The sequence below is a fragment of the Buttiauxella sp. B2 genome (assembly GCF_006376615.1).
In the GTDB taxonomy this organism is placed as follows: domain Bacteria; phylum Pseudomonadota; class Gammaproteobacteria; order Enterobacterales; family Enterobacteriaceae; genus Buttiauxella.
The window spans coordinates 35850-61756 of sequence record NZ_VEXQ01000021.1 but is presented as its reverse complement, the minus strand read 5'-3'; the positions used below and the strand labels follow the sequence as shown (position 1 = coordinate 61756).

Sequence of the window (25907 nt, the reverse complement as noted above, 5' to 3'; positions counted from 1 at the left end):
TTAAATACTGGGTGTGTTTTTATTCGCGTTTGGAAAATAAAGGAGTATTTTAATGAAGTTAATTAAAACTGTAATGGCTAGCGCGGTTGCAATGGCTCTGGTTTCTTTCGGTGCGAATGCTGCAAATCAGGGGCAGGGTGTTGTTAACTTTAAAGGTACTGTCATTGATGCCCCGTGCGGTATTGCGCAGGAATCCGCAGATCAGTCCATTGATTTTGGTCAGATTGGTAAGTCCCACCTGGCAAATGGTGGTATTTCAGTAATGAAAGACGTGGATATTAAGCTGGTTAATTGCAATGCGACTAGTTTGGCCAAAGGGGTCTCTCTGACCTTTACAGGTAATACAGTTAATAGTGCCATAAATGAGCTGGTGACCGCGGGCCCGACCAATACTGCTGTTGTCCTCAATGGTTATGGCAGCGATATCACTTTTGGCACACCTACTGATTTCGTCAAACTGAGCGATGGTGATAATACACTGCGCTTCAAATCATGGGTCAAGCAGGCCTCTGGTAAAACGGTGGCTGAAGGTGACTTCACGGCGGTTGCTAATTTCAGCCTCGCCTACGAGTGATTTACACTGTCCGGTTTTAACCGTCAGATACGCAGGGGCATCAGCCCCTGCTATTACCGATACAAAATAAGGAATACTGCATGTTCTGGCGCATAATCCTTTCGGTAACCTTGTTCTGGTCTGCAGCGATACAGGCTGCCTCGTCACCTTCCTTTTCCGCGCCGGAGTCCTGGGGCGTGTTGAATGGTCGGGCGAGTTTTATGGGGCAGGTGATTGCTCCGGCCTGTACGCTGGCCATGGAAGACACATATCAGGCCATTGATATGGGGGCTACGCCGGTCCGTGATTTACAGGACAGTTTTGCCGGTCCCGAAAAGAAGTTTCACCTGCGGTTGCGTAACTGCGAACTGGCAGGGACTGGCAAACGGGTTTATACGGCGAGCCGTGTGCGGGTTACCTTTGATGGTGTTCAGGGGGAGACGCCCGATAAATTTTCGCTGGTCGGTCAGGCACAGGGAATAAACCTGCAGATACTGGATAACCAGGGCTATCCTGCCCGGGTAGGGAAGGTGATGCCGCCGTTATTACTGAACGGAAATGAAGAGGGGCTGGATTATACTCTGCGGGTTGTCCGCAACGGCCAACCATTAAAGGCAGGGGGTTATTATGCCGTATTACGATTTAAGGTTGAGTACGAATAACAGTGAATGGAAATAACCAATAACAGACAGAAGCTTTCCGACTTTTAATTATTTATGACTGTGAGGTAAGTATACTTCCTGAGAACAGGATGGGGATTTGTTGTCTTTATTTACCGGGAGCAGTCTGTATTAAAGGTGGTGGCTGATGTGACTGATGTGACTGACTATGGAAAACAAAACATCTTTTACCGTCAACTGCATTACTTATGCGCTGATGCTTTCGCTGACGGGTGTACCGGCTTATGCCGTCGACTTTAATACAGATGTTCTGGATGCAGCAGACAGACAAAATATTGATTTTTCCCGGTTCTCCCAGGCGGGATATATCATGCCCGGACAGTACCAGATGGAAATTATGGTCAATGACCAGGGAATATCACCGTCGGCCTTTTCGGTGACGTTTCTGGAGCGTTCTGCATCCGGTACGGATGGAAAGAAGCCATTACCACAGGCCTGTCTGACGCCGGAAATGGTCAGCAGAATGGGGCTGATGGCGGCGTCACAGGAAAAGGTGACGTACTGGAACAACGGGCAGTGCGCTGACTTCAGCCAACTGCCGGGGGTGGAAATCCGGCCGAACCCAGCAGAAGGGATGCTGTACATCAACATGCCGCAAGCCTGGCTGGAGTACTCCGACGCCTCCTGGCTACCGCCATCCCGCTGGGATAACGGCATTCCTGGGCTGTTGTTTGACTACAACATTAATGGGACGGTGACCAAGCCGCACCAGGGAAAGCAGTCCCAGACACTCAGCTATAACGGTACGGCGGGGGCTAATTTCGGAGCATGGCGCCTGCGTGCAGATTATCAGGGCAACCTGAACAACACTGCCGGGAGTAGTGAGCTGGGAACGTACAGTCAGTTCACCTGGAACCGTTTTTACCTGTACCGCGCCATTCCGCGCTGGCGCGCTAACCTGACGCTGGGTGAGAACTACATCAATTCAGACATTTTCAGCTCCTGGCAGTACACCGGAGCCAGTCTGGAAAGCGATGATCGTATGCTGCCGCCAAAACTGCGTGGTTATGCACCGCAGGTCTCAGGGATTGCGGATACGAATGCACGTGTCGTGATTTCGCAACAGGGCCGCATCTTATATGACTCCACCGTGTCGGCGGGGCCGTTCACCATTCATGATCTGGACAGCTCTGTGCGCGGTCGTCTGGATGTGCAGGTCATTGAGCAGGACGGCCGCGAGAAGACCTTTCAGGTGGATACGGCGTATGTACCGTATCTGACCCGTCCGGGCCAGATTCGTTACAAGTTGGTCTCTGGCCGTTCGCGTAATTATGAGCACACCACTGAAGGACCAGTTTTTGCAGCCGGGGAGGCTTCATGGGGTATCAGCAACATATGGTCTCTCTACGGCGGCGGTATTGTAGCTGGGGATTACAACGCCCTGGCCGTGGGGGTTGGACGTGATTTAAGTGAGTTCGGTACGGTCTCGGCAGACGTGACTCAGTCCATGGCCCGTATCCCGGGGGAGGACACGAAACAGGGTAAATCCTGGCGTCTGAGTTACTCCAAACGTTTTGACGACGTGAATGCGGATATCACCTTTGCGGGTTACCGCTTCTCGGAGCGTAACTACATGACGATGGAGCAGTACCTCAATGCGCGTTACCACAATGATTTCACGGGGCGCGAGAAAGAGTTGTACACCGTCACGCTCAACAAGAACGTTGAGGACTGGAATACGTCGCTCAACCTGCAGTACAGCCACCAAACATACTGGGACAGCCAGGCATCAGATTATTACACGCTGTCGGTGAATCGTTATTTCGATGCGTTCGGTTTTAGGAACATTTCCTTGGGGCTGTCAGCATCCCGTTCGAAATATGAGGGCCGGGATAACGATTCGGCATATATGCGGCTTTCCATACCATGGGGAACCGGAACGGTCAGTTACAGCGGCAGTATGAGCAATGATCGCTACACCAACACGATGGGCTACAGCGACACACTGAATGGAGGTTTGAGCAGTTACAGCCTGAATGCCGGGGTGAGCAGTGGTAATGGTCAACCGTCACATAGCCAGGTGAGTGCGTACTACAGCCACAGCAGCCCGCTGGCAAACCTGTCGGCCAACTTCTCCTCGGTGGAGAACGGTTACACCTCGTTCGGGGCGAATGCGTCAGGTGGTGCCACCATTACGGCGAAGGGCGCAGCCCTGCATGCTGGAGGCATGAATGGAGGAACCCGGTTGCTGGTAGACACCGATGGTGTCGGAGGTGTGCCTGTTGACGGCGGCCGAGTCTCCACCAACCGCTGGGGGATTGGCGTTGTGACGGATGTGAGCAGCTATTACCGCAATACCACGTCGGTGGACCTGAACAAACTGCCGGAAGACATGGAAGCGACCCGGTCGGTGGTGGAATCCGTGTTGACGGAAGGGGCAATTGGTTATCGCGAGTTTGAAGTGTTGAAGGGAAGCCGTCTGTTTGCCGTGCTGCGTTTGGAAGACAGCAGCCATCCGCCGTTTGGTACCAGTGTAACGAACGTGAAAGGGCGTGAGCTGGGCATAGTGGCGGACAACGGTCTGGTCTGGCTGAGCGGGGTGAATCCGGGTGAAACACTGAATGTGCGTTGGGACGGTAAAACGCAGTGTGTGGTGGATATACCGAAGAACCTGAACCCGGAAGGACAACTGCTGTTGCCCTGCCGTAAAACGCAGTGACGGAATAAACACCGGGCATTGAGAGCAGATACCCGTACACACGAACAGGTGTTTACATAAATAGCGGTGCCTTTTCGCAGACGACGCGGTACTGGAACTGAAAACAGAGAGAGGAAAAATATGCTGAAAGTGAAAGCAGCGGTGAAAAAGACGCTGATGGCGTTAGCGTGCCTGGCGGCAGTACCTACAGCCCAGGCTGCCATTTCCCTTGATCGTACGCGTGCGATTTTTAACGGCGGGGAGAAGTCGATGACGCTGAATATTGCTAATGACAACAAGCAACTGCCGTATCTGGCTCAGGCCTGGTTAGAGAATGATAAGCAGGAAAAAATTACTACCGGACCGATTGTGGTTACACCACCGGTACAGCGTCTGGAGCCGGGGGCAAAGAGCATGGTGCGCTTGGCTAGTACCCCGGATATCAGCAAATTGCCTCAGGACCGGGAGTCCCTGTTCTATTTCAATCTTCGCGAAATTCCTCCGAAGAGTGAAAAGGCGAATATTCTCCAGATAGCCCTGCAGACCAAAATCAAACTCTTTTACCGGCCAAAAGCCATTGAGGCGAAACCGAATGCAGTGTGGCAGGACCAACTGGTTCTGAATAAAACCAGCGATGGTTACAGGATTGAAAACCCGACGCCGTATTACGTGACGGTGATTGGCCTGGGGGGCAGTGAGAATCAGGCGAAGGAAGGGACATTTGAAGCGGTGATGCTGGCACCGAAATCCACGCAGACCGTGAAGGCCGACAGTTACAGTACACCGTACCTGAGTTACATCAACGACTACGGTGGTCGCCCGGTGCTGAAATTCACCTGCGGCGGTGAGCGCTGTACAGCGGTGAAGCAATAAGAGAGTCAGTGTAGGCGTAATCCGGAGGAACCGGTATGAAGAAGACAGCAGGACTCAGTCTGGCTGCGCTGGTGGTGAGTTGCAGCTTAATCACTGCGCTGTGGGCAGATGAACTGGTGATGCGGGATAACTTTTTCACGGCAGATGAAGAGCGCCATCAGTGGGTAAATGAGCAAAATGGTCGTACAGGGATGCTGATAGTCAGTGGTGCACTGCTGTCGTCCCCGTGCACGCTGGAGACAAATGAGGTGGCGTTGCCGCTGCAGAAACAGGTTGAAGGGATGCAGGAGCATTATGTACTGACGCTGAACCTGGTGGGATGTGGAGACGGGGGGGCCGTGACTTCAGCCCCGGCTCAGGCAAGACGTGACAGCACGATGGTTGTGCAGAACACTCTGCTGGCCGGGGGAGACGGTGGCGCGCTGCAGCCTGGTCAGCGGAGCGTGAGTACGGGCCGGGCCGTGCTGCACGGTGGGGTTAACCGGCTGACATATTACCTGAGTGAGGTACAACAGCAGGCCCTGACAGGGTGGCCATCCCCGGACCGGGCGCAAGGAAAACCGTATCTGAACCCGCGTGATCATAGTGCGCACCTGCGCTTGCGACTGGATTATGAATGAGAGAGGGAGAAGCAGAATGAGAGGAGCGATTCCGGGAACAGGTATTTTCCGTCTGGCAGGCTGTCTGCCATTACTGTTTACGTTGTCTGCCGGCGCGGTGAATGTCACGTTTGACGGTGAACTGCTTGATCGACCCTGCCAGATAGATTCTGGCAGCCTTAATCAGACCGTGCAGTTTTTGGAGCGTTCGACACAATATTTTCATGTGTCTCCGGGCAAAGGGCCGGCGGAAAAATTCAGTATCCGTCTGAATGATTGTGACACCTCCTCCGTATGGAAGACCGTAAAGTTGAAATTCAGCGGGGACAATGAACCCGAAATGAAGGAGAAGTCGGCGTATTTTCTTCGTGTTTCCGGTGGAAACCAGGGAAAACTTGCTGTTGGCCTGTTGGATACCGATGGGGTAACGCCACTGAAACTGGGTGAGGTGCACAATAATAAGCAGGGTACGCTTATTGAGGGCAATACCGTGACACTGAACTTCAAGGCGTTTGTACAGGCGACACCTGACGCTATTGCACAAAAAAGCGTACAGCCGGGTGAGTACTCATCGGTAGCAAACTTTGAGTTGTTCTATGAATAACGGACAGATATGGGCTGTGTCGGATGGGGTTGTGCTACAGCGCAGGCCGGACACAAGGAGTGAATAAATGAAAACCAGAATGACGCTGATATTATCAGCACTTGCAGGTGGATTAACGCTGTTGTCGTCCCCGATCCGGGCAGAGGATATTCCTATTAAAATTACAGGCACAGTACAGGTCCCTCCTTGTAAAATTAATAACAATACTGACTTTAATGTCCCCTTCGGGAAAATTTCGCTACAGAAAGTCGACGGCAGAAATTACGCCCAACCGACAACGGTGGAAGTCAGTTGTGAATATTTTAAGGGGAGACCTTATATTCGTCTGTCAGGAGGAACTGGACAACTTTCCGGTGCCCCGGATAATGTGCTGAAAACCACGGGGGCGAATCCAGAAACACTGGGGATTGCATTGTATCAGGGAGACTCTGTGGATACCTCCAGTCCGCTGAAAATAGGTGCAGGTGAGCAGGGGCAGCTTGGATATGAAATCAAAAAAGGACTTTCCGCCTCGAATACTCAGAAAAGCCAGTTTACTTTTACGGCTGTGCCTTACAAACTTGGAAGTGCAGATTTAAATGCTGGCACATTCAGTGCGTCAATTACGATGAGCATAAGTTACCAATAATATAAGAGAGTACTCTGGTAACAAGCGGGGAATTTAAATACGTCACAATATATCAAATACAGATTCTGAGCATGCAGCCAGATCTCTGCGCTGGGTAAAGGTAATGCCGAATATGTTTATTCGTTGATTCTTCTATTGAGGAGGCGGGAGGAAAGGATAGGCTGTTCTGGAATTATTTCTGATGATTTTAGTTTTATGATATCCGCCAGGGTGTCAAAAAAATCATAGCGATGCCAGTTTTAAATTTAAAAGTATTGGGAGAAGAGTGATGAAGAAAATTTTATTATTCTTATTAGGCCTGTCTAACAGTTGTTTTGCGGCTGAACCGATTTTTGCATTAAAAGTTGCATCCTGGAATCAGGATTATCAGGTTTCAATAAAGACGCCATCAATAATGTATGATGGTTCAGAAGTCATTATCTCTATGTTTGCTCCCAATGCTCCATTCTTCTCTGCCTCAACACATTTGACTAGTGGTAACTGTGATGGTGTCAGTACGATGGAGGTTCAGGACATTCTTGCAATTCCTCGAAGTTTTACTTCCAATGGGGTTGATTTTGATTATGTGCGCGCGGAGGGGGATTTAGCACAGGTAGTAAATATGCCCGATGGACGAATTGGTCTTGTTGCTACTACACCCTCTAAATATAGTTGTTCATATTATAATTCCTATGCAAATATTGGTCAAGTGGTCTCAGGTTGGTATGGCTCAGGTAAAACATTTTCTGCTGTATATAAAATAAGGAAATTGCCAGTCTCAGGGGAATATAACATCTCACTTCCCGTTGATAGCTATTTTACTCGAAGGGAAAAAGGAAGTATGTGGGGAAATATGGGGCCACTTGCCGGATACCAGACGACGAAAGAAGTTTCATCCAAATATGAGATTACAGCCTGGTGTCGGGTTATGAATCAAAGCATAAATCTGGATCATAAAACAATGACTCCGGATGCCGTTGACGGAAATACTGTTTCATCAGATGTCCGTTTGGAATGCGGGGGGGGAGGGAAAGGTAAAGCGAAACTACGACTTTCAACAGGAACAGAAAAATCTACAATTAATTTGGGGCATGGTGTTCAGAGCGAAGTAAACCTTTCAGAGACTGAAATTGATGTTGCTCAAGATGCTTCTGTTGATGTCACTGTTTCTTCAAAACTCATCGCGTCAAAAGATATTACAGCTGGAGAATTAAATGGTTCTGAGGTTCTCACAGTTGAATGGCTGTAATGCTAAAAATTAATTTCTGAAGCCGGGATCAACGGGCAGACCTGGAACGAATGCTGTTTTACTCGTTGGTAAACCGATACCTGACAACCGTGGCGATATCACTACCCGGTTGTTAGAGCATATTCGTGATAACCCGGCTAAGGATGTTTACGAGGATGAGTTCTTGGGCATTCGTTATTTTCAGAAGGGAACTGCTCATTTGACGTTTAAACACCTGGATCTGATTGAAGGGATGAATGACATCATAGCTAAGTACTATTCGGGAATGCAGGCTAATCCACGCTAATATTGATTGGCGTTGAGAAATTTTACTTATACCAGTCGTTAAATGAATTTTTATTTTGTGCGATTACTGTTGAAGTGATTTGCGTAGCTCATTGATTTGAATGGTACGCCCTACAGGGCTCGAACCTGTGACCTACGGCTTAGAAGGCCGTTGCTCTATCCAACTGAGCTAAGGGCGCACTGAATCCCTTTCGGGAGCATTGCGGACTCGGATTATACGGTCAGTACCTTTCTAGTCAATGGCTTTTCAGTTACCTGCGCGAGAATTGAGCATAATCGCTAACAATGCCTGACAGCGAGCCGCGCTTCTGACAAAATAGAAACAATCCCCTCCCTTTTCGATTACAGACGGAATCATCTGACTGATGGTAGCAAAGATTATTGACGGTAAAACGATTGCGCAGCAGGTACGGCTTGAAGTTGCTGAAAAAGTGAAAGCCCGAATTGCCGCTGGAAAACGTGCGCCAGGACTTGCCGTTGTACTGGTTGGCGAGAACCCTGCATCGCAGATTTATGTTGGTAGCAAACGTAAGGCATGTGAAGAGGTTGGTTTTATTTCCCGCTCATACGATTTGCCTGACACCACTTCCGAAGCGGAACTGCTGGAGCTGATTGATACGCTTAATGCAGATAACGAAATCGACGGTATTCTGGTGCAGTTGCCGCTGCCTGCGGGTATCGATAACGTGAAGGTTCTGGAGCGTATTGACCCGGATAAAGACGTCGATGGTTTCCATCCGTACAACGTGGGCCGTCTGTGCCAGCGTTCGCCGCGTCTGCGTCCTTGTACGCCACGTGGCATCGTGACACTGCTTGAGCGTTACAATATCGATACTTACGGCCTGAATGCCGTAGTGATTGGTGCATCTAACATTGTTGGCCGCCCGATGAGTATGGAACTGCTGTTGGCAGGTTGCACCACTACGGTCACCCATCGCTTTACCAAAAACCTGCGCCAGCACGTTGAGAACGCCGATTTAGTGATAGTCGCGGTCGGCAAACCTGGCTTTATTCCAGGCGAGTGGATCAAGGAAGGGGCTATCGTAGTAGACGTCGGTATTAACCGTCTTGAGAGCGGTAAAGTGGTTGGCGACGTAAATTATGATGAAGCCGCTGCCAAAGCCTCGTATATTACGCCGGTTCCGGGTGGCGTTGGCCCAATGACCGTCGCCACTCTTATTCAGAATACCTTGCAGGCTTGCGAGGAATATCACGATGTCGATGGAGAGTAATATGGCGACCTTCTCATTAGGTAAACACCCACACGTTGAATTATGCGATTTGCTGAAGCTGGAAGGCTGGTGTGAAAGCGGAGCGCAGGCGAAAGCGGTGATTGCCGAAGGGCTGGTGAAAGTTGACGGTGTTGTTGAAACCCGTAAACGCTGCAAAATTGTTGCTGGTCAGACTGTTGTTTTTGAAAGTCTGAGCATTACGGTTCAAGCTTAATCACGCTCCGATAACGGCCCTCTACGGGCCGTTTCTTTTTCATCATTCTGGGTTTATTCTTCTTTTCTCACCCCTTAACCCACACATCCTATGCCAACCATTATTACCCACGCCGCTGTCCCCATTTGTTTAGGATTGGGGTTTGGCAAAAAAATCATTCCTCCGCGCTTATTACTGGGCGGGATTGTATTAGCGATGTTGCCGGATGCCGATGTATTGGCGTTCAAATTTGGCGTGGCGTACGGTAATGCTTTTGGGCATCGTGGTTTTACCCACTCGTTGTTGTTTGCCTTTGTGGTTCCGTTGCTGTGTTTATTCGGTTATCGCTGGTTTCGGGCAGGGATAGTACGCGTCTGGTTATTTTTGACGGTGTCTTTGCTGTCACACAGTTTGCTAGATTCTGTGACAACGGGCGGCAAGGGGGTAGGCTGGCTTTGGCCGTGGTCAGATGAACGATTTTTCGCTCCCTGGCAGGTTATTCGTGTGGCACCTTTTGCGCTTTCGCGTTATCTCGAACCACGCGGCCAGGCTGTTATTTGGTCTGAGGTGCAATGGGTCTGGCTGCCGGGGTTGTTTATGGCATTCTTGTTGTTTGTGATGCGCAAAAACCTGCGTTAATAAAGCGTAATTCCCTTCAAAATGCAGGTTAAAACCTGCTCAACTTCAAATATTTGATAACAGTATGGCTACAACGCATATTTTTGTTGCCGCGAAAAAAACGTTTCGTCAGTATAGGTAGAACGTTCTACTAGAACGTTCTACCTACCATAAAAACGCGTAAATACAGAAAACGCGATGGCGGCGTCAACTGCGGGGGATTGTCTATGAGTTTGTTATCAAGCATTACAAAATCGTTATCTAAGTTGTCGATGATAGGGCGTGCATTAATGCTTCCTATCTCATTGTTACCGGCTGCGGGCCTGCTATTGGCTTTTGGCGATAAATTCCATTTACCGTTAATGATGAATGCAGGCGGGGTGATTTTCGATAACCTGCCAATGCTGTTTGCGATAGGTTCTGCGGTGGGCCTTGCTGCGGAATCGGGAATTGCTGCGCTGTCGGCGGCGGTGTCTGTTTTTATCATTAACGTCACAATTGGCACGGTAATGCACATCACGCCAGAAATGGCGGCTGCGGGTGGGAAGTACGCCATGGTTGTGGGCATCCCAACGTTGCAGATGGGGGTGTTCGGTGGTTTGATTTCGGGCATTCTTGCCGCGTGGTGTTACAACAAATTCCATACCTTGCAACTGCCTGAGTTCCTCGGTTTCTTTTCCGGTAAGCGTTTTGTTGCCATTGCAACGGCGTTCTTATCGTTCCTGCTGGGCATGATATTGCCGTGGATTTGGTCATACATCCAGTCGGGGATTGATTCGCTGTCGGTGGTGGTAAATGGTGATAACCAGGCGCTTTCGACCTTTATTTTTGGCTTGGTTGAGCGTGCGCTGATCCCACTGGGTCTGCACCATATCTGGTATCCGTCATTCTGGTATTCGTTTGGTGAATTCACCACGAGTGCAGGCCAGGTGATTCACGGTGATCAGACAATCTGGTTCAAAATGCTCGAAGAGGGCGTAAAATCCTTTAGTAGCGACAGCTACCAGAACGCAGGGAAATTCATGCAGGGCGAATTCCCTCTGATGTTGTTTGCACTGCCGGCTGCGTGTCTGGCGATGTATCACGAAGCTAATACCAAAAATAAGAAAATTGCCTCCGGCATTTTGTTCTCAGCGGCGCTGACTTGTTTCCTGACGGGGATTACCGAACCGGTTGAATTTACCTTTATCTTTGTTGCGCCAATTCTTTATGTCTTTAACGCGATTATGGCTGGCTTGTCTTATATGTGTATGTATTTGCTGCATGCGCATATCGCTAAGTCGTTCTCTGCGGGCATGATCGACTACATTTCCTTTGGCATTTTGCCTTCGTTCAACGGGTACCAGACCAACTTCCTGTCGGCAGTGATTGTAGGTGTGCCAATGGCGCTGATTTATTACTTCACTTTCCGCTACGTGATTCGTCGTTTTGATGTGAAAACACCAGGGCGTGCAGATGTGACAACTAACGCTAACGATAAATCCGACTCCGAACTTGCTGGGGATATTATCGGCCTGCTGGGCGGGGCGGGAAATATTAACTCTGTCGGTTCATGTATTACGCGTCTGCGTCTGGAAGTCGATAAAAGCGAACATGTAGACAAAGACGGCCTTAATAGCCTTGGTGCTCGCGGCGTAGTATTCGTCGGTGACTCGGGTATTCAGGTGATTTTCGGTGCCAGAGCACAATTCATCGCGCAGACTATGTCGACGATGATTGGTAAGTAGATCTCCGCGTCATCCTTTGAGTTGCAGCCAGCATCCCTGCAACTCAAATGCTATAGCGGAGATAGGCAAAGGACTCAGCCTCCTGTATGTTTCAGGGGGCTGAATTTTATGGATTATCGGTGACAGGAACAGGATGAAAAAGGTCAATATTATTGATGTGGCACAACTGGCTGGGGTTTCTGTTTCCACCGTTTCGTTGGTGCTGCGCCAAAAAGGAAAGATCTCGGAAGCGACCATCGACAAAGTTAACGCTGCAATTAAACAGCTTGGTTATGTTCATAATGTGGCAGCAGCCAATCTGCGTTCCAATACTTCCAATCTCATCGGCCTGATTATCCGCGATTTTAATGATTCCTTTTGCGTAAATGTGATGGCAAGTGTTGTTCATTATCTTGAAAAACAGGGGTTTATGGTTTTTCTTGGGCATCCACAAGATGACGATCAACAGCTACAGCAATGCTTGACCTCGTTCACTCAGCAAGGGGTGGCGGGGGTGATTTATATGGATGCTAACCATCGTTTAGCGTCCATACCCTCCCTGATTGCGCAGTGCCCGCTACCTACGGTAATTATTGCCGAATCGACGGTGAGCAGCCATCGAGATGTCATTGGGCGGGATAACCGCCAGGCTGGAAACCAGGCGACGCGCTATTTGATTGACCGGGGGCACCGAAATATCGCCTATTTAGGGGGTACAGCGACAAACCTGATGCGGGAAGAACGTTTGCTTGGCTATCGCACTGCACTTGCGCAATACGACTTACCGTTTCGTGAGGAGTGGGCTCCAGTTTGTGAAAATGATACGGAGACTGCGGCACGTTTAACGCGTCAGTTGCTTGAAAAAAACAGTAAAATCACCGCAATGCTTTGCCATTCACCGTCAGCCATTATTGGCTGTCTTAATGGGATTCAGCAGGTAGGGCGAACCGTTGGGAAAGACGTGTTTTTAACTCAGCAGGTTTCGTTGATTGGTTTTGAAGACATGATGCACATTAATTTAACCTCGCCACGGTTTACTTATGTGTCGTCATCGAGCGAAGAAGCGGGCCGACAGGCGGCTACATTGATTGTGAATAAAATTAAAACACCGACGTTGCCGTCACAGAAGATCATTATTTCCGGGGAGTTGGTTCAGCGGGAATCTGCGTAACGCTTGCGTGAAAATCAAGGTAAAGTCTACCGCTGTATAGTGAGTCTACAATGCAGGCATCTTTCGTTTTTTTGGGGAGATATTTCCTGTTATTTGCTTTAAATTTATTTAGTGAATGTTTCGATTAAGTGAAATTTAAATATCATATGCATTCAATTAGAATGAAACATTAATTATTATTATGTATTACAATTTTTCATCAGTGAGGAGTAACATACCCTGTTGACTAAATCCTATTTAATTTACCCACTAACTGCGTAGCGTGCGGGATGACATTCCCGACAACGTACTGGAATCTATGTATATGTCTGAGAATGAAAGTTCACCTTTTCAAAGCGGCAGTTTATCGTTAGAGCAAAAGTTAGATCGAGCTCGTACAGAGCTACTCGATCTAACCGCACGTAATAAGCTTCTCAATATTCCACGCACTAAAACGGCCAAACAACTCGAGATTGTTGATGAACGTTCTGATGAAATTTATCGATTGCTAGTCGAAGAGGGGAAAGTATTTACTTTCATACCTGGTCGAGCGGGAAAGGAGAGTGATGGAATAGAAGATAATGATACGGACATGGGGGATGAAGAAGGTGAAGAACAGACATATGACTTCAATGAAGATTACAATAGCTCCGTACTAAAAGCAGAACATCAAGACACAAAGCTTCAAACTCGCCTGACACCTAAAGGCCTGCAGAAACGTTTACTTGACTTGCATCATGATTCCAGGACTCTTGAGGAGGATCAAGGTGTAAACATACTGTTTTTAACGCTAGGTTCGCTTAAATGGATAGATCCAAACAATAAAGAAAATATCCGTTATGCGCCGATAGTTCTTTTACCCGTCTCACTTGAACGTGGGAATGCCAGAGATAGATTTAAATTAAAAATAAGACAAGATGAAATTATCCCTAATTTATCGTTAGAAACTTATTTAGATCGAGTGCATGGAATTATTTTGCCTGAAATGAATATGGATGATGATTTTGATATTTTAGATTATATGTCTAATATCGTCGATGCTGTTGCAATAAAAAAAGATTGGGAAGTATTAAAGAATGACATTACGCTAGGTTTTTTCTCATTCTCAAAATTTCTTATGTATCGAGATCTTGATCCTGCAAATTGGCCTGAAAATGAACGTATAACCGATCAGCTAATTATTCAATCTCTGATGGTTGATGGATTTGGTTACAGTGATGATCTGCTCCCCGATGATACGCCAATAGATCCATTTATTTCTCCTCGCGATATGCTCCATATCATGGACAGTGATACCTCCCAAACATTGGCGATTCATGATGTGCGTAAAGGGAAAAGTCTTGTCATCCAGGGGCCGCCAGGTACAGGCAAGTCTCAAACTATCGCTAATATTATTGCGTCGGCCATAGCTGATGGTAAAACGGTTCTCTTTGTGGCTGAGAAATTAGCAGCACTTGAGGTAGTAAAACGCCGTTTAGATCAGTCTGGTGTCGGCGATGCTTGCCTGGAACTACACAGCAACAAAGCTAACAAACGTGGCTTTCTTGAGGAGCTGAAGCGAGTTTGGGAACTCGGTTCTCCAAGGGGTGAATTTCCAGATGTGCTGGTAGAAAACTTAACTGCTGCAAGGGATTCCTTAAACCAGCATCCCGTGCGCCTCCATGAGGTTTATTACCCTTCAGACCTCTCGCCATACCAGGTTATGGGACATCTGGTTCGTTTGCGTCATTCAGGGCAAGCCCCAACAAATTTTGAACTTCATGGCTTTGAGCAATGGAGTCAAAACGATTTTGCGAAACGTATTGATTTAGTCAAAGAGATTGTTGAGAGAATTACGGATATTGGATTACCCGATAGTCATCCATGGAACGGTGTAAATCTTGAGGAAATATTACCAGTAGAGGTTGAAAGGTTAATACCTCGATTAAGCAATGTGCAAACAATGGTTATACAGCTGCAATCGGATACCAATTTTCTTGCTGAAAAACTCGCTATTACGCCATTGCCACTCATATTTTCAGATCTGGGGCGATTAGTACATGTTGCTGGGTCGGTAGTTGACGCACCTGATATTTCTGCTGAAGCTTTAACCTCTGTTGATTGGCAAGAAAACATAACTTCAGTTAAGAAACTTATTGATAGCATCAGGCGATACCAAGATTCTTATCAAGAGCTAGAACAAGACGTTGTTGCAAGTGAATTAGAAATGCCAGTAGTTGAACTGGATAACGAACTAGCCAAATTGCCTCAAGATTTTAATTCAAAGGGATTTATAGCATCACGGAATTTACTGAAACCCTTGCAGAAACTCTCTCAAGATGCGATGCGGTTGCATGAAGAGCTCGGTACTCATGAGAGATTCAGTTCTACTCAGGAAATAGAACGACTTATTACATTAGGGGAAAGAGTTGCTGCTGCCCCGAATGCATGCCCGGATGCCTTCATTGCTTCTGTTTGGGATCATGGTGTAGAGAAGGCTGCTGAATTAGTCGATTCGATAGCAACATTCGATACCATATATAGCGCAATTAATGACAAGATTAATGAATCGTCCTGGGAAATGGATTTATTGATAGCCAGAAATCACCTTGCAAGCCATACCGGGGTTTTTCGCTTTTTCAACTCTGACTGGAGAAAGGCGAAAGCGTTAGTCGGTTCTATCCTTAAAAACCCAGCTCAACCGATACCACAACAAATAGCATTGCTCGATGAAATCATTCGCGGTCAGGTAGCGAAAAAAATAATCAAAGAAAACAATGAGTTTGGTCTTTCAGCTTTTGGAGGTGATTGGCGAGGAGAAAAAAGCGATAGTACTTCTTTGATGGCTCTTGTTGAATGGATGAGAACGTTGCGTGGTGTTGGAGTGGAAGCTCGGCAATTAGCTGGTCGTCTTGCAGATCGTGAAGGTATAAAGCTTCGAACCCAACAATTAAATATATTGCTACAGCAAGTCAGACTAGAGCTAGATACGCTCTGGCATGCGTTTGGACTCTCACCGGAAGAGTATTTTTCGAATCAATTGTCTATCTCTCGTGTGCCTTTAATCTTCATTGAGCAGCGCGTACAGAAGCTGAATTGGATCGATGAAATATCGAGAAAGGTTCTGATTAATCCACCACTGCGTATTGATGAACGAAGCCAGCTAATACTAAGGATTATAGAGCTTCAAGAACTGGCTTCTCAGATCCATTCTGAAAATACGATTGGTGAAAATGCGTTTGGTACTCAATGGAAAGCACAATCATCTGATGTGAAAATACTCAGTCATGCGTACAACTGGATTGAACAATATTCAGATTTACGCTTTGTTGCCGCGAAAATTACAGATCGCAACGCAGTGCTTTTATCGGCAATAGCTGCTGTGGATTCCGGCAAGCAAATCTCAGATCATATTCTTCTGATTGCACAGGAACTGCGTTCTAAACCTGAGTTGCTCTTCGGGGCAGCAAGCTTTGATCAATTATCTTTTAATTGTGTTGCTCAAAAGCTACAAACTTGGATATCCCATTCAGAGCAGCTTTCTAAATGGGTTGCATACCGCCATCGTGTTTCTTTAGCGCACCAGTTTGGTCTGGGTGAGGTCGTTGCCAGGCTAGCCATTGGGCAACTCAACCTGGAGTCCTGCCTCTCGTCGGTGGAAAGAACATATTTCGAATCTTTGTTAAGAACGATGGTCATGAAAGAACCCGAATTAGCACGTTTTGATGGAGAGTTGCATTCCCGTCAGGTGGCGGGCTTTGCTGACCTCGATCTTAAACGAATCAAGGCTGCAAGCCTTGAAGTTGTGCGGGCACACCACAGACAGATCCCATCAAAAAATGCCGGTTTTGGTCCCATTGGGATTTTGCGTTCCGAGATGGTGAAAAAAAGAGGACATATGCCTATCCGTCAATTGATGTCGAAGGCGGGATCGGCAATTCAAGCACTAAAACCAGTGATGATGATGAGTCCATTATCGGTTGCCCAATTCCTGATCCCAGGAAAACAGAAATTTGACCTTCTAGTTATGGATGAGGCTAGCCAGATACAGCCCGTTGATGCTATTGGTGCCATTGCACGTTGTAAACAAGTTGTCGTAGTTGGAGATGAGCGTCAACTTCCACCGACGCGCTTCTTTGCCAAAATGACTGAGTCAGTGAATGATGATGACGATGATGATGTCGCTCAAGTTTCTGATATTGAAAGCATACTTGGGTTATTTGTTGCGCGGGGCTTACCGCAACGAATGTTAAGGTGGCACTATCGTAGTCGACATGAATCTTTGATCGCCGTTTCAAATACTCAATTTTATGAAAATAAACTCTTCATTGTTCCGAGCCCCTACACTCAGGAAGCAGGTATGGGACTGCAATTCCGGCATGTACCAGAGGGCTTTTTTGAAACAGGAAAAGGCGTAAATGTTGTTGAGGCTAAACAAGTCGCTTTGGCCATAATGGAACATGCTCGTAAGTATCCAGAGCAGTCTTTGGGTGTAGCAACATTTTCAGTTTCACAGCGTAAAGTGATCCAGGATGAACTTGAACTATTACGACGATTGAATCCTGATTTAGAGGAATTCTTTAACGCCCATCCCAGCGAACCATTCTTTGTCAAAAACCTTGAAAACGTCCAGGGTGATGAACGTGATGTCATTATGATATCAGTTGGTTATGCGCGAAATACTCAGGGCTATATGGCGATGCGTTTTGGACCTTTAGGGTCAGAAGGTGGTGAGCGAAGACTTAATGTTTTGATTAGTCGTGCAAAACGACGTTGTGAAGTTTTCGCTTCTATAACTGATGAAGATATCGATTTAGAACGCGCGAAAGGTAAGGGCGTGTTTGCCTTCAAACTCTTTTTACAATATGCCCGAACAGGTCGAATCTCTTTAGCCCAGCGTACTGAAAAAGAGATGGACAGTATCTTTGAAGAACAGGTTGCTAATGCACTTCAAAAAGCGGGTTATCAGGTTCATCCTCAAGTCGGTATTGCAGGATTCTTTATTGATATAGGGATTGCCGATCCCGAAATGCCTGGTCGCTATTTGTTAGGGATTGAATGTGACGGTCGCGCTTACCATTCTTCCCGTTCTGCGCGTGAGCGAGATCGCTTGCGTCAGGCAGTGCTTGAAGATCACGGATGGATTATTCACCGGATTTGGAGTACTGACTGGTTCCAGCGTCCAGCGGAACAATTGCAACGGACGCTATTGGCAATTGAGTCAGCAAAACGCGAACTGTCTGAACGCGCAGAGCATACCCAGCGGCGCACTCGTGCGGTACCAGTAGACATCATCACGGTTGATAGAGGCCCAGTTGTCGAGATTGGACTGGTAGACGCCGACGTTGTGGCGGCAACAACGGAAGATTACATCGAAGCCACCCCGGCGGGGCACCTTAACTATGAACTGCATGAAACACCATTAGGTATTCTTACAGAAATAGTTGAACAAATTATTGAAACTGAATCTCCTGTGCATTTTAGTGAAGTTATTACTCGAATCAGAACTGCCTGGGGATTACAGCGCTCAGGAGCAAGGATTGAGGCGGTAGTAGATAGAGCAATCAATCTTGTCTGTAATAAAGGTGAAGTTACTAGAGAGGGACAATTTTTAATTCACCAAAAATCGACTATTTCTCTGAGAAATCGGCAAAATGTCAAATCGTTGGGGCTTCGAAAGATTGAAATGCTTCCCCCAAAAGAAATTGCTATTGGTGTTGCTCAAGTCGTTAAGAACAATTTGGGGGCAACAGATGATGAGATTGTCGTATCAATTTCAAGAATGCTTGGTTTTAAATCAACCAGTAGTTCTTTGCGAAAAACAATAGTAGACGTGTTGAATAATCTTATCGACGAAGGTCTTTTTGTACGGGAAGACGCGTTGGTGTTAGAAAATAAACTAGCCGTTGATGCAGAGTAATCCAGAATAGTGATGCACTAAGGGCTTAATGTTTATTAAGCCCTTATTTCTCTAGCGGTGGTATTCGCCCGCAGCCTCTGGCTGGTATTGAAGTTCCAGCACTTCCAGATGCGTTTGGTTGCCGTTCGGTAACGCCCAGTTAATAACTGCACCGACACGCAAACCCAATAATGCCGCACCAACTGGGGCCATCACTGAAAGCTGATTGTCGCTGTCAGTCAGGTTTACCGGATAAACCAGTGTGCGAACATGCTCCTCTTTCGAAGCCAAATCGCGGAATTTTACGCGGCTGTTCATTGTTACGACGTCTGCCGGAATATCAGCAGGCTTACGCATTTCAGCTCTGTCCAGTTCTGCGTTCAGCGCCATAGCTACAGGCTGGTTGGCAAATTGTGGTTGCTCCAGCAAACGATCGATACGCTCGGCATCGAGTTCATTGATGATAATGGCTGGTCTGGACATATTTCTCTCCATGTAAAAAAACAGGCACTCTTGTGTCTGATGGCGGACCTTACAAAAGAAAACCCTCACCGGTAAGAGTGAGGGTTTGGTCTGTAGTGATGATACTGAGCTTAACGCTTACTTTAAAGCGACTTCAGTCACATTTTAATAACCACAGTTTACAGAATGATGCTGCCAACCAGAGCAAACAGGAATGCGATAGTCCCGATAAGCGTTTCCATCACGGTCCAGGTTTTCAGAGTGGTCTTCTCGTCCATATCAAGGAAACGGCCAACCAGCCAGAAGCCGGAGTCGTTTACGTGAGACAGTACGGTCGCACCACCCGCAATCGCAACCACGATGAAGCACAGGTCGAACTGGCTCAGGCCCGGTGTTGCAGCAACCATTGGTGAAATCAATGCGGCAGTTGTAGTCAGTGCTACGGTTGCAGAACCTTGCGCCACACGCAGAGCGGTAGAGATAACAAACGCGGCGACAATGACAGGCATACCGGTATCAGACAAGATACCTGCCAGTGCATCACCAATGCCACTCGCACGCAGTACACCACCGAACATGCCACCCGCACCTGTCACCAGGATGATGCCGCAGATTGGACCAAGCGCACCATCACACACTTTTTCCAGATGCTGACGGCTATGGCGGCCGCTGAATACTGCAAGAGCGAAGAACACAGTGATCAGCAGCGCAACAGGGGTTTTACCCAGCATACGCAGGAACTGAATTACGGTGTTATCCGCGCTAACCCAACCGAGAACGGTCGCGGTGTTCAGACCGGTATCGAGGAAAATCAGCACCAGTGGCAGCAGAAGAATACTTAATACTGTGCCAAATGAAGGTGGCTGGTGTTTAGGGTCAGCTTCTATATTGCCAAGGAAAGAAGAAGGCAGTGGGACTTCGAATTTTTTACCCGCGTACTGACCAAACAGATAGGCACCGAGATACCAGGTCGGAATCGCGATTACCAGGCCAACAACCACCAGCAGGCCAATGTTTGCGCCCAGCAATTCGCTGGCAGCAACCGGACCCGGATGTGGTGGCAGCAATGCGTGCATTACCGCAAATGCCCCCGCAGCTGGCAGAGCATATTTCAGCGTAGAGCCGCCGAATTGCTTTGCCACGCTGAAGATAATTGGCAACATAACGACCAGACCCGCATCAAAGAAGATCGGGAAGCCGAACAGCAACGATGCAACGCCGAGCGCCAGTGGAGCGCGCTGTGAACCAAATTTACCCACCAGCGTGTCGGCAAGAACTTTGGCACCGCCGGAGATTTCTAGCAAACGGCCAATCATTGCGCCGAGGCCAACCAGCAGAGCAACGCCTGCCAGAGTACTACCAAAACCGCCCAAAATAGTTGGGACGATTTTGTCAAACGGAACACCTGTCACCAGGGCGACGACAATGCTCACCAGTGTTAATGCTAAGAATGCATGCACTTTGAAGCGCATGATGAGAATGAGCAGGAGTACTACTGAACAGGCTGCGATCCCTAGCAGGGTTCCTGCACCGTAATGGGCGGTTATTTCGGTCATATATTTATCCTCTGCGCCGAATTTGTAGGTGAATTGCACACTAAGCATAATTCACCGTATTTCTGATACCGGTAACATGATACTGGTAACATGACGCTATCGGGAATGGACCACCTCATGTTTATTAACAATTTGAGAGCGAGGTCAAACTATCGAAATAAACCCTTACTAACGTCAGTGAATCAATTGCCCAGCGTAAATAAACCTGTCAGGTGAAAAATTTGCATTACCCTTTATAGGCACGTTTCACCTATGCGCCTTGTGCGGTCATCATCACCTGAACAGGAGATATCATGAGCCATTACGACAAACTCACGTTGAAGGACGGCAGTTCTCTTTACTTTAAGGATTGGGGAGAAGGGCAACCGGTAGTATTCAGCCATGGCTGGCCATTAACGGCGGATGCGTTTGAAGATCAGATGTTTTTCCTTGGACAAAAAGGATTCAGGGTTATTGCTCATGACAGGCGAGGGCACGGGCGCTCATCGCAAACCTGGGGCGGCAACAACATGAGCCAGTACGCTGATGACCTGGCGGAACTGACTGCGCATTTGAATCTGAAAGAGGCGATTCATGTTGGGCATTCCACCGGCGGTGGGGAAGTTGCGCGCTATATTGGCCGCCATGGTACGGGTCGCGTGGCTAAAGCGGTTTTGATAAGCGCCGTTCCGCCAATTATGCTGAAAACCGATTTCAACCCCAACGGCGTACCTATTGATGTGTTTGATGGCATCCGTGAAGGTGTGCGAGCTAACCGCGCAGACTTTTTCAAAGAACTGACCATGGCGTTTTACGGCTATAACCGCTCAGGGGCGAAAATTTCTGAAGGCGTACGGGAAAGTTTTGTTGAGCAGGGCATGCAAGGTGGCATTAAAGCTCTATACGACTGTATCAAAGCTTTTTCTGAGACAGATCAGCGTGAAGATCTGAAAAAAATGACCATCCCGACGCTGGTTATTCACGGTGACGACGACCAAATTGTGCCGTTTGAAACCTGCGGAAAAGCCACTGCGGCGACATTACCTAACGCGATTTTCAAGGTCTATGAAGGCGGGTCACACGGCATTTGTACCACGGAGAAAGATCGGGTGAATGCGGATCTGCTGGCGTTTATCACCGCGTAATTTTCGGCGTACATCATATTTGAAAACCGCCCTTAATCCTTGACTCTCTTGCAAGTGCGTCAGGGTAAGGGCGGTTTATTTTCCGCCACCGCATTAAGCCTTTTTCGCGATGGGAAGCATAATTTCTTTTAGTATTTCATAGCGTTGTTGTGGGGATAGCCAAATCAAACCCAGCAATTTATGTTTCTTATCTTCGCGTTCAAATTGATTTTTTAACTGTATTAACAAACGTTTTGTTGTGCTCATAATGACCTCCGTATTTGATAAGCAAAGCATATGCCCACAAACCCGGAACTAATAGTGAACTGATTTATTTTTGTCTTCCGTATTTATCGCTTTCAGCTAATCAAACTTGCATCTATCTTCGCCACAATCTTCCTTAGTGCAGCAGGCTCATTTAACGTGGCCATTGGGCGATGAAGTTCACCGGGGAAAAGAATGGCCAGGTCACCTGGCAGCAGTTTTATCAATGTTTCGCAGCCCATACCTTTGTAGAAACCAATGTCATTTTGCTCGTCGAATTCACCGTCTGTCGATTGCTGCTGTTCCACAGGTGCGGCACCGATAATTTCTACACCTTCCAGAACGATGTGCACGTCTATATAGCGAGCGTGTAGCTCAGGGCGCTGTTCTTCCAGAGGTTTGGACTTTCCATCAAACACTGAAAAGTAAATGAGTTCGCCTTCAATAGGGTATTTGCCGTTGGCAAGCTTCTGGGGTTGGTTGGCGATTATCGCCTGTAGCGCATGACGAATAACCTGCGGATACACTGGGTTATGGGCCGCATTGTCGAGTTTATCAATAATCATATGTCCTCCTTTACACTGCAACCAGCATGCCGCCATCAACAAACAGCAGATGGCCATTAACGAAGTTCGATGCTTTTGACGACAGGAATACGGCTGCACCGATCAGTTCTTCAGGATCACCCCAACGCGCTGCTGGCGTGCGCTTACATAACCACTGAGTGAATGCTTCGTCATCGACCAGAGATTTGGTCATGTCCGTTTTGAAATAGCCCGGTGCGATGCCATTAACTTGAATGTTGTACCGCGCAAGTTCAACGCACATGCCACGGGTTAACATTTTCACCGCACCTTTTGCTGCGGCATACGGTGTAATGGTGTCGCGCCCTAGCTCGCTTTGCATGGAGCAAATATTGATGATTTTCCCGGATTGGCGTCTCATCATGCGTCGTGCAACGGATTGAGAAACTAAAAACACCGCCGTCTGGTTTACGGCAATAATATCGTTCCATTCGTTAACCGGAAATTCAGTAAATGGGTGGCGGCGTTGAATGCCAGCATTATTAATTAATACGTCAATGGGTCCAATTTCTTGTTCAATATTCTCGATGGCCGTTTCAACCGCATCAGGATCGGTAACATTAAATGCAGATGTCCAGGCGGTATAGCCGCTGTCGCGTAATTTCATAGCTGCATGTTCGGCGCGCTCAGTGGTAATATCATTGATAATAATTTCTGCCCCTTGCTCTGCCAAACCTTGTGCGAGTAAAAAGCCTATTCCCTGGGCTGAACCGGTAATTAGTACGCGTTTATTATCGAGCGTAAATAAATTCGTCATGGTGAATTCCTGTTATTTCTATGCAGTATTTAGTACCTCCTATCAAAGCGGTTCGGGTCATTCAAAACTGTGAAGTTGATCACTATGAATCGTGTTACGCCCGCATGATACCTGGAGTGTGAAGTACCGCGGCTTTTCTTTTCTTGAGGATGCGAGGCATAATCACTTTTCTGCGGGGATATCAGGAAAGCCAGATGAAGTACCAGCGCATTACATTGCAGGACATTGCCGCCCTTGCGGGGGTGACAAAAATGACCGTAAGCCGTTATTTGCGCACACCGGATAAAGTCGCCCCGGAAACAGCTGCTCGCATTGCCGAAGTTATGGCTGAAGTTAATTATATACCGGACCCAGAAAACAGGGCATTGGCGAGCAATATGCAGCCGCGTATCGGTGTCATTATTCCTTCCTTTAATAACCAGATTTTTGCTGATTTACTGGCGGGTATTGAATCGGTAACAAAGCAAATGGGTTACCAGACCCTGGTGGTTAACTATGATTACGATCGCGAGCGTGAAGAAGAACAAATAGCGACGGTATTGGGATTTAATGTCGCAGGGTTAATTCTGACTGAAACGGTGCACACCTTGCGGGCCGAAAAATATTTAACTGCCGCCGGAATACCCATCGCAGAAGTGATGGACTTAGTGGCAGGCAGCGAGCGTATCAACGTTGGTTTTGATAATTTTCGTGCCGGATTCGATATGACCAATATGCTGATTGCCAGCGGCAAGAAGCGGATAATCTATTTGGGTTCGATGGCCGATGTGCGTGATATCAAACGATACGAAGGTTATTGCAAAGCCATGGCTGACGCGGGTTTAACGGATGGAAGGTTGTTGCCAAACAAAGTTTCTTCCGTAAGTATTGGCACAGGAATGATGGCAATGGCTCGCCAGATGTACCCAGATATGGACGGTATTTTGTGTACCAATGATGACCTTGCTGCCGGTGTGTTGCAGGAGTGCCTGGCTGCCAATATTCGTGTCCCGGAACAGATAGGCATTGCCGGTTTCCATGGGCTAGAAATTGGTCAGGTGACGGTGCCTAAACTCGCCAGTGTTGTTACGCCTCGTTTTGAAATGGGCAAAGTCGCCACGGAAATTTTACTCAAGAAAATCAATAAACAGCCCACTATTGAACAGGTTGACTTGCACTACCGTCTGTCACTGGGCGGCACGCTTTAGCTCCCAAAGTGCTGAGGCGATCACGCTAACGGTAACACGGTTTTCTAACATGAATTCACGTGACCTGCGTCGCAAAACCCTGCTCTTAAAACGGTTTTGATGTTAAGCAGAAATTTTGACTTAACTGACTTAACCGGGGGACCGATGTCACAACCTACCCAGCACGTATTATTGATTGCTCCTGTGATGGATGCGCTCCAGCAACAACTGGACGCGCATTACACTGTTCATCGTCTTTACCAGCAGCTTGATGCTGCTGCCTGGCTTGCCGACAACGGTGCGCAAATAGGTGCGGTAGTGACGCGAGGCGACGTTGGTGTGCCCACTGCCGTGCTGGAAAATCTACCTCATGTCGGCGTGATTGCCATCTTCGGTGTTGGTACGGACGCGGTGGATTTGGATTATGCTCGCCGGCGCGGTATCGCCATTACCATTACAGCCGGAGCGCTAACTGATGATGTTGCCGATCTGGCATTCGGATTGTTACTGAGCAGCGCCCGCCAACTTTGTCAGGGCGACCGGTTTGTGCGTGAAGGGCGCTGGTTACAAGAAAGCCCGGCATTAGCAACACAGGTGAGCCGCAAACGCATCGGTATTTTCGGTATGGGGAATATTGGCCGCGCCATTGCCCGTCGCGCCAGTGGATTTGATATGGATATTTACTACACTGACCGCCAGGTGGATAACTCGCTGCCGTATCACTGGTGCGATGATGTTTTGAGCCTTGCCGAGCATAGCGACTTTTTTGTTGTCGCCGTTTCAGGGGGAAAAGCAAGCCTGGGAATAGTGAACCGTCAGGTATTTGAGACGTTACCCAAACACGCACTGATTATTAATATTGCCCGCGGTAGTATTATCAATGAACAAGATTTGATTACTGCGTTGCAAAATGGCGATATTGCAGGCGCCGGGCTTGATGTTTTTGTTAATGAACCAAATGTCCCTGCTGAACTGATTGAAATGGATAATGTGGTATTGCAACCACATATCGCCAGCGCCACGCATGAAACCCGTCAGCGTATGAGTAATATCGTGTTTGAAAATGTTCAGGCTTATTTAAACGGACAGTCATTACCTCATCGTATAAATTAATAATACCGGCGCCCTTTATTTAAAAAGGGCAATGACT

The 25907-nt window shown here is 47.7% G+C and carries 22 protein-coding genes, 1 tRNA gene and 1 pseudogene; 18 read left to right on the top strand and 6 right to left on the bottom strand.

The annotated features are described in order from the left end of the window. The first annotated feature begins 52 nt into the window (after positions 1-52). From FH968_RS19155 to FH968_RS19115, 9 genes and pseudogenes are all read left to right on the top strand, one after another. A complete protein-coding gene (locus tag FH968_RS19155; protein WP_139882341.1) occupies positions 53-574 on the top strand; it encodes a fimbrial protein in 522 nt (173 codons plus the stop codon). Positions 575-654: 80 nt separating this feature from the next. Next, positions 655-1215 (top strand): fimbrial protein, encoded by a 561-nt coding sequence (locus tag FH968_RS19150; RefSeq protein ID WP_139882340.1) that lies wholly within the window; start codon positions 655-657, stop codon positions 1213-1215. A 166-nt stretch (positions 1216-1381) separates the two neighbouring features. Beyond that, complete coding sequence (locus FH968_RS19145) at positions 1382-3892, top strand: fimbria/pilus outer membrane usher protein (protein WP_139882339.1); 2511 nt, start codon at positions 1382-1384, stop codon at positions 3890-3892. Positions 3893-4012: 120 nt separating this feature from the next. Further along, positions 4013-4744 carry a molecular chaperone gene (locus FH968_RS19140; RefSeq protein ID WP_139882338.1) on the top strand — a complete coding sequence of 244 codons (732 nt, stop codon included), beginning with the start codon at positions 4013-4015 and terminating at the stop codon, positions 4742-4744. Between the two features lie 35 nt (positions 4745-4779). Beyond that, positions 4780-5364, top strand: a complete 585-nt coding sequence (locus FH968_RS19135; RefSeq protein WP_139882337.1) for a pilus-assembly fibrillin subunit — start codon at positions 4780-4782, stop codon at positions 5362-5364. A 16-nt stretch (positions 5365-5380) separates the two neighbouring features. Next, positions 5381-5947, top strand: a complete 567-nt coding sequence (locus FH968_RS19130) for a fimbrial protein (protein WP_139882336.1) — start codon at positions 5381-5383, stop codon at positions 5945-5947. A gap of 67 nt (positions 5948-6014) precedes the next feature. Further along, entirely contained in the window at positions 6015-6575 is a 561-nt protein-coding gene (locus tag FH968_RS19125; protein ID WP_139882335.1) for a fimbrial protein, read from the top strand. Positions 6576-6843: 268 nt separating this feature from the next. Continuing rightward, positions 6844-7803 carry a hypothetical protein gene (locus FH968_RS19120; RefSeq protein WP_139882334.1) on the top strand — a complete coding sequence of 320 codons (960 nt, stop codon included), beginning with the start codon at positions 6844-6846 and terminating at the stop codon, positions 7801-7803. Positions 7804-7826: 23 nt separating this feature from the next. Next, a pseudogene (locus tag FH968_RS19115) lies at positions 7827-8089 on the top strand (DUF4942 domain-containing protein); the annotation flags it as partial. 101 nt (positions 8090-8190) lie between these two features. Here FH968_RS19115 and FH968_RS19110 read toward each other — a convergent pair. Next, positions 8191-8267 (bottom strand) — tRNA-Arg (locus FH968_RS19110). Positions 8268-8453: 186 nt separating this feature from the next. On the opposite strand from FH968_RS19110, the gene folD reads away from it, so the two are divergent. From folD to FH968_RS19080, 6 genes are all read left to right on the top strand, one after another. Continuing rightward, on the top strand, positions 8454-9320 hold the full coding sequence (gene folD / locus FH968_RS19105; RefSeq protein ID WP_139882333.1) for a bifunctional methylenetetrahydrofolate dehydrogenase/methenyltetrahydrofolate cyclohydrolase FolD: 867 nt from the start codon (positions 8454-8456) through the stop codon (positions 9318-9320). A gap of 1 nt (position 9321) precedes the next feature. Further along, the gene (ybcJ, locus tag FH968_RS19100) at positions 9322-9534 is read left to right on the top strand and encodes a ribosome-associated protein YbcJ (protein ID WP_034456754.1); all 213 of its coding nucleotides are present in this window, start codon (positions 9322-9324) and stop codon (positions 9532-9534) included. A 90-nt stretch (positions 9535-9624) separates the two neighbouring features. After that, a complete protein-coding gene (locus FH968_RS19095) occupies positions 9625-10152 on the top strand; it encodes a metal-dependent hydrolase (protein WP_139882332.1) in 528 nt (175 codons plus the stop codon). A gap of 206 nt (positions 10153-10358) precedes the next feature. Next, positions 10359-11858 (top strand): PTS transporter subunit EIIC, encoded by a 1500-nt coding sequence (locus tag FH968_RS19090; RefSeq protein ID WP_139882331.1) that lies wholly within the window; start codon positions 10359-10361, stop codon positions 11856-11858. Positions 11859-11991: 133 nt separating this feature from the next. Beyond that, a complete protein-coding gene (malI, locus tag FH968_RS19085; protein WP_139882330.1) occupies positions 11992-13008 on the top strand; it encodes a Mal regulon transcriptional regulator MalI in 1017 nt (338 codons plus the stop codon). A 304-nt stretch (positions 13009-13312) separates the two neighbouring features. Further along, positions 13313-18886 carry a DUF3320 domain-containing protein gene (locus FH968_RS19080; RefSeq protein WP_139882329.1) on the top strand — a complete coding sequence of 1858 codons (5574 nt, stop codon included), beginning with the start codon at positions 13313-13315 and terminating at the stop codon, positions 18884-18886. A 51-nt stretch (positions 18887-18937) separates the two neighbouring features. Here the strand turns inward: FH968_RS19080 and rnk are convergent, their stop codons facing one another. After that, complete coding sequence (rnk, locus tag FH968_RS19075) at positions 18938-19348, bottom strand: nucleoside diphosphate kinase regulator (RefSeq protein ID WP_139882328.1); 411 nt, start codon at positions 19346-19348, stop codon at positions 18938-18940. 158 nt (positions 19349-19506) lie between these two features. Then, entirely contained in the window at positions 19507-20883 is a 1377-nt protein-coding gene (locus FH968_RS19070; protein WP_139882327.1) for a GntP family permease, read from the bottom strand. A 293-nt stretch (positions 20884-21176) separates the two neighbouring features. Here FH968_RS19070 and FH968_RS19065 point away from each other — a divergent pair, with 293 nt between their 5' ends. Beyond that, a complete protein-coding gene (locus FH968_RS19065; RefSeq protein ID WP_139882326.1) occupies positions 21177-22007 on the top strand; it encodes an alpha/beta fold hydrolase in 831 nt (276 codons plus the stop codon). A gap of 93 nt (positions 22008-22100) precedes the next feature. Here the strand turns inward: FH968_RS19065 and FH968_RS23695 are convergent, their stop codons facing one another. The 3 genes from FH968_RS23695 to idnO all read right to left on the bottom strand — a co-directional run bounded on the left by FH968_RS23695 (position 22101) and on the right by idnO (position 23591). Beyond that, positions 22101-22253: a hypothetical protein gene (locus FH968_RS23695; protein ID WP_189389230.1), complete on the bottom strand. Its 153-nt coding sequence runs from the start codon at positions 22251-22253 to the stop codon at positions 22101-22103. A 92-nt stretch (positions 22254-22345) separates the two neighbouring features. Next, positions 22346-22816: a YhcH/YjgK/YiaL family protein gene (locus FH968_RS19060; RefSeq protein ID WP_139882325.1), complete on the bottom strand. Its 471-nt coding sequence runs from the start codon at positions 22814-22816 to the stop codon at positions 22346-22348. A gap of 10 nt (positions 22817-22826) precedes the next feature. After that, positions 22827-23591, bottom strand: a complete 765-nt coding sequence (gene idnO / locus FH968_RS19055) for a gluconate 5-dehydrogenase (RefSeq protein ID WP_139882324.1) — start codon at positions 23589-23591, stop codon at positions 22827-22829. A 194-nt stretch (positions 23592-23785) separates the two neighbouring features. On the opposite strand from idnO, the gene FH968_RS19050 reads away from it, so the two are divergent. Further along, positions 23786-24778 (top strand): LacI family DNA-binding transcriptional regulator, encoded by a 993-nt coding sequence (locus FH968_RS19050; protein ID WP_139882323.1) that lies wholly within the window; start codon positions 23786-23788, stop codon positions 24776-24778. 144 nt (positions 24779-24922) lie between these two features. After that, positions 24923-25870 (top strand): 2-hydroxyacid dehydrogenase, encoded by a 948-nt coding sequence (locus FH968_RS19045; RefSeq protein ID WP_139882322.1) that lies wholly within the window; start codon positions 24923-24925, stop codon positions 25868-25870. Positions 25871-25907: the final 37 nt, after the last annotated feature.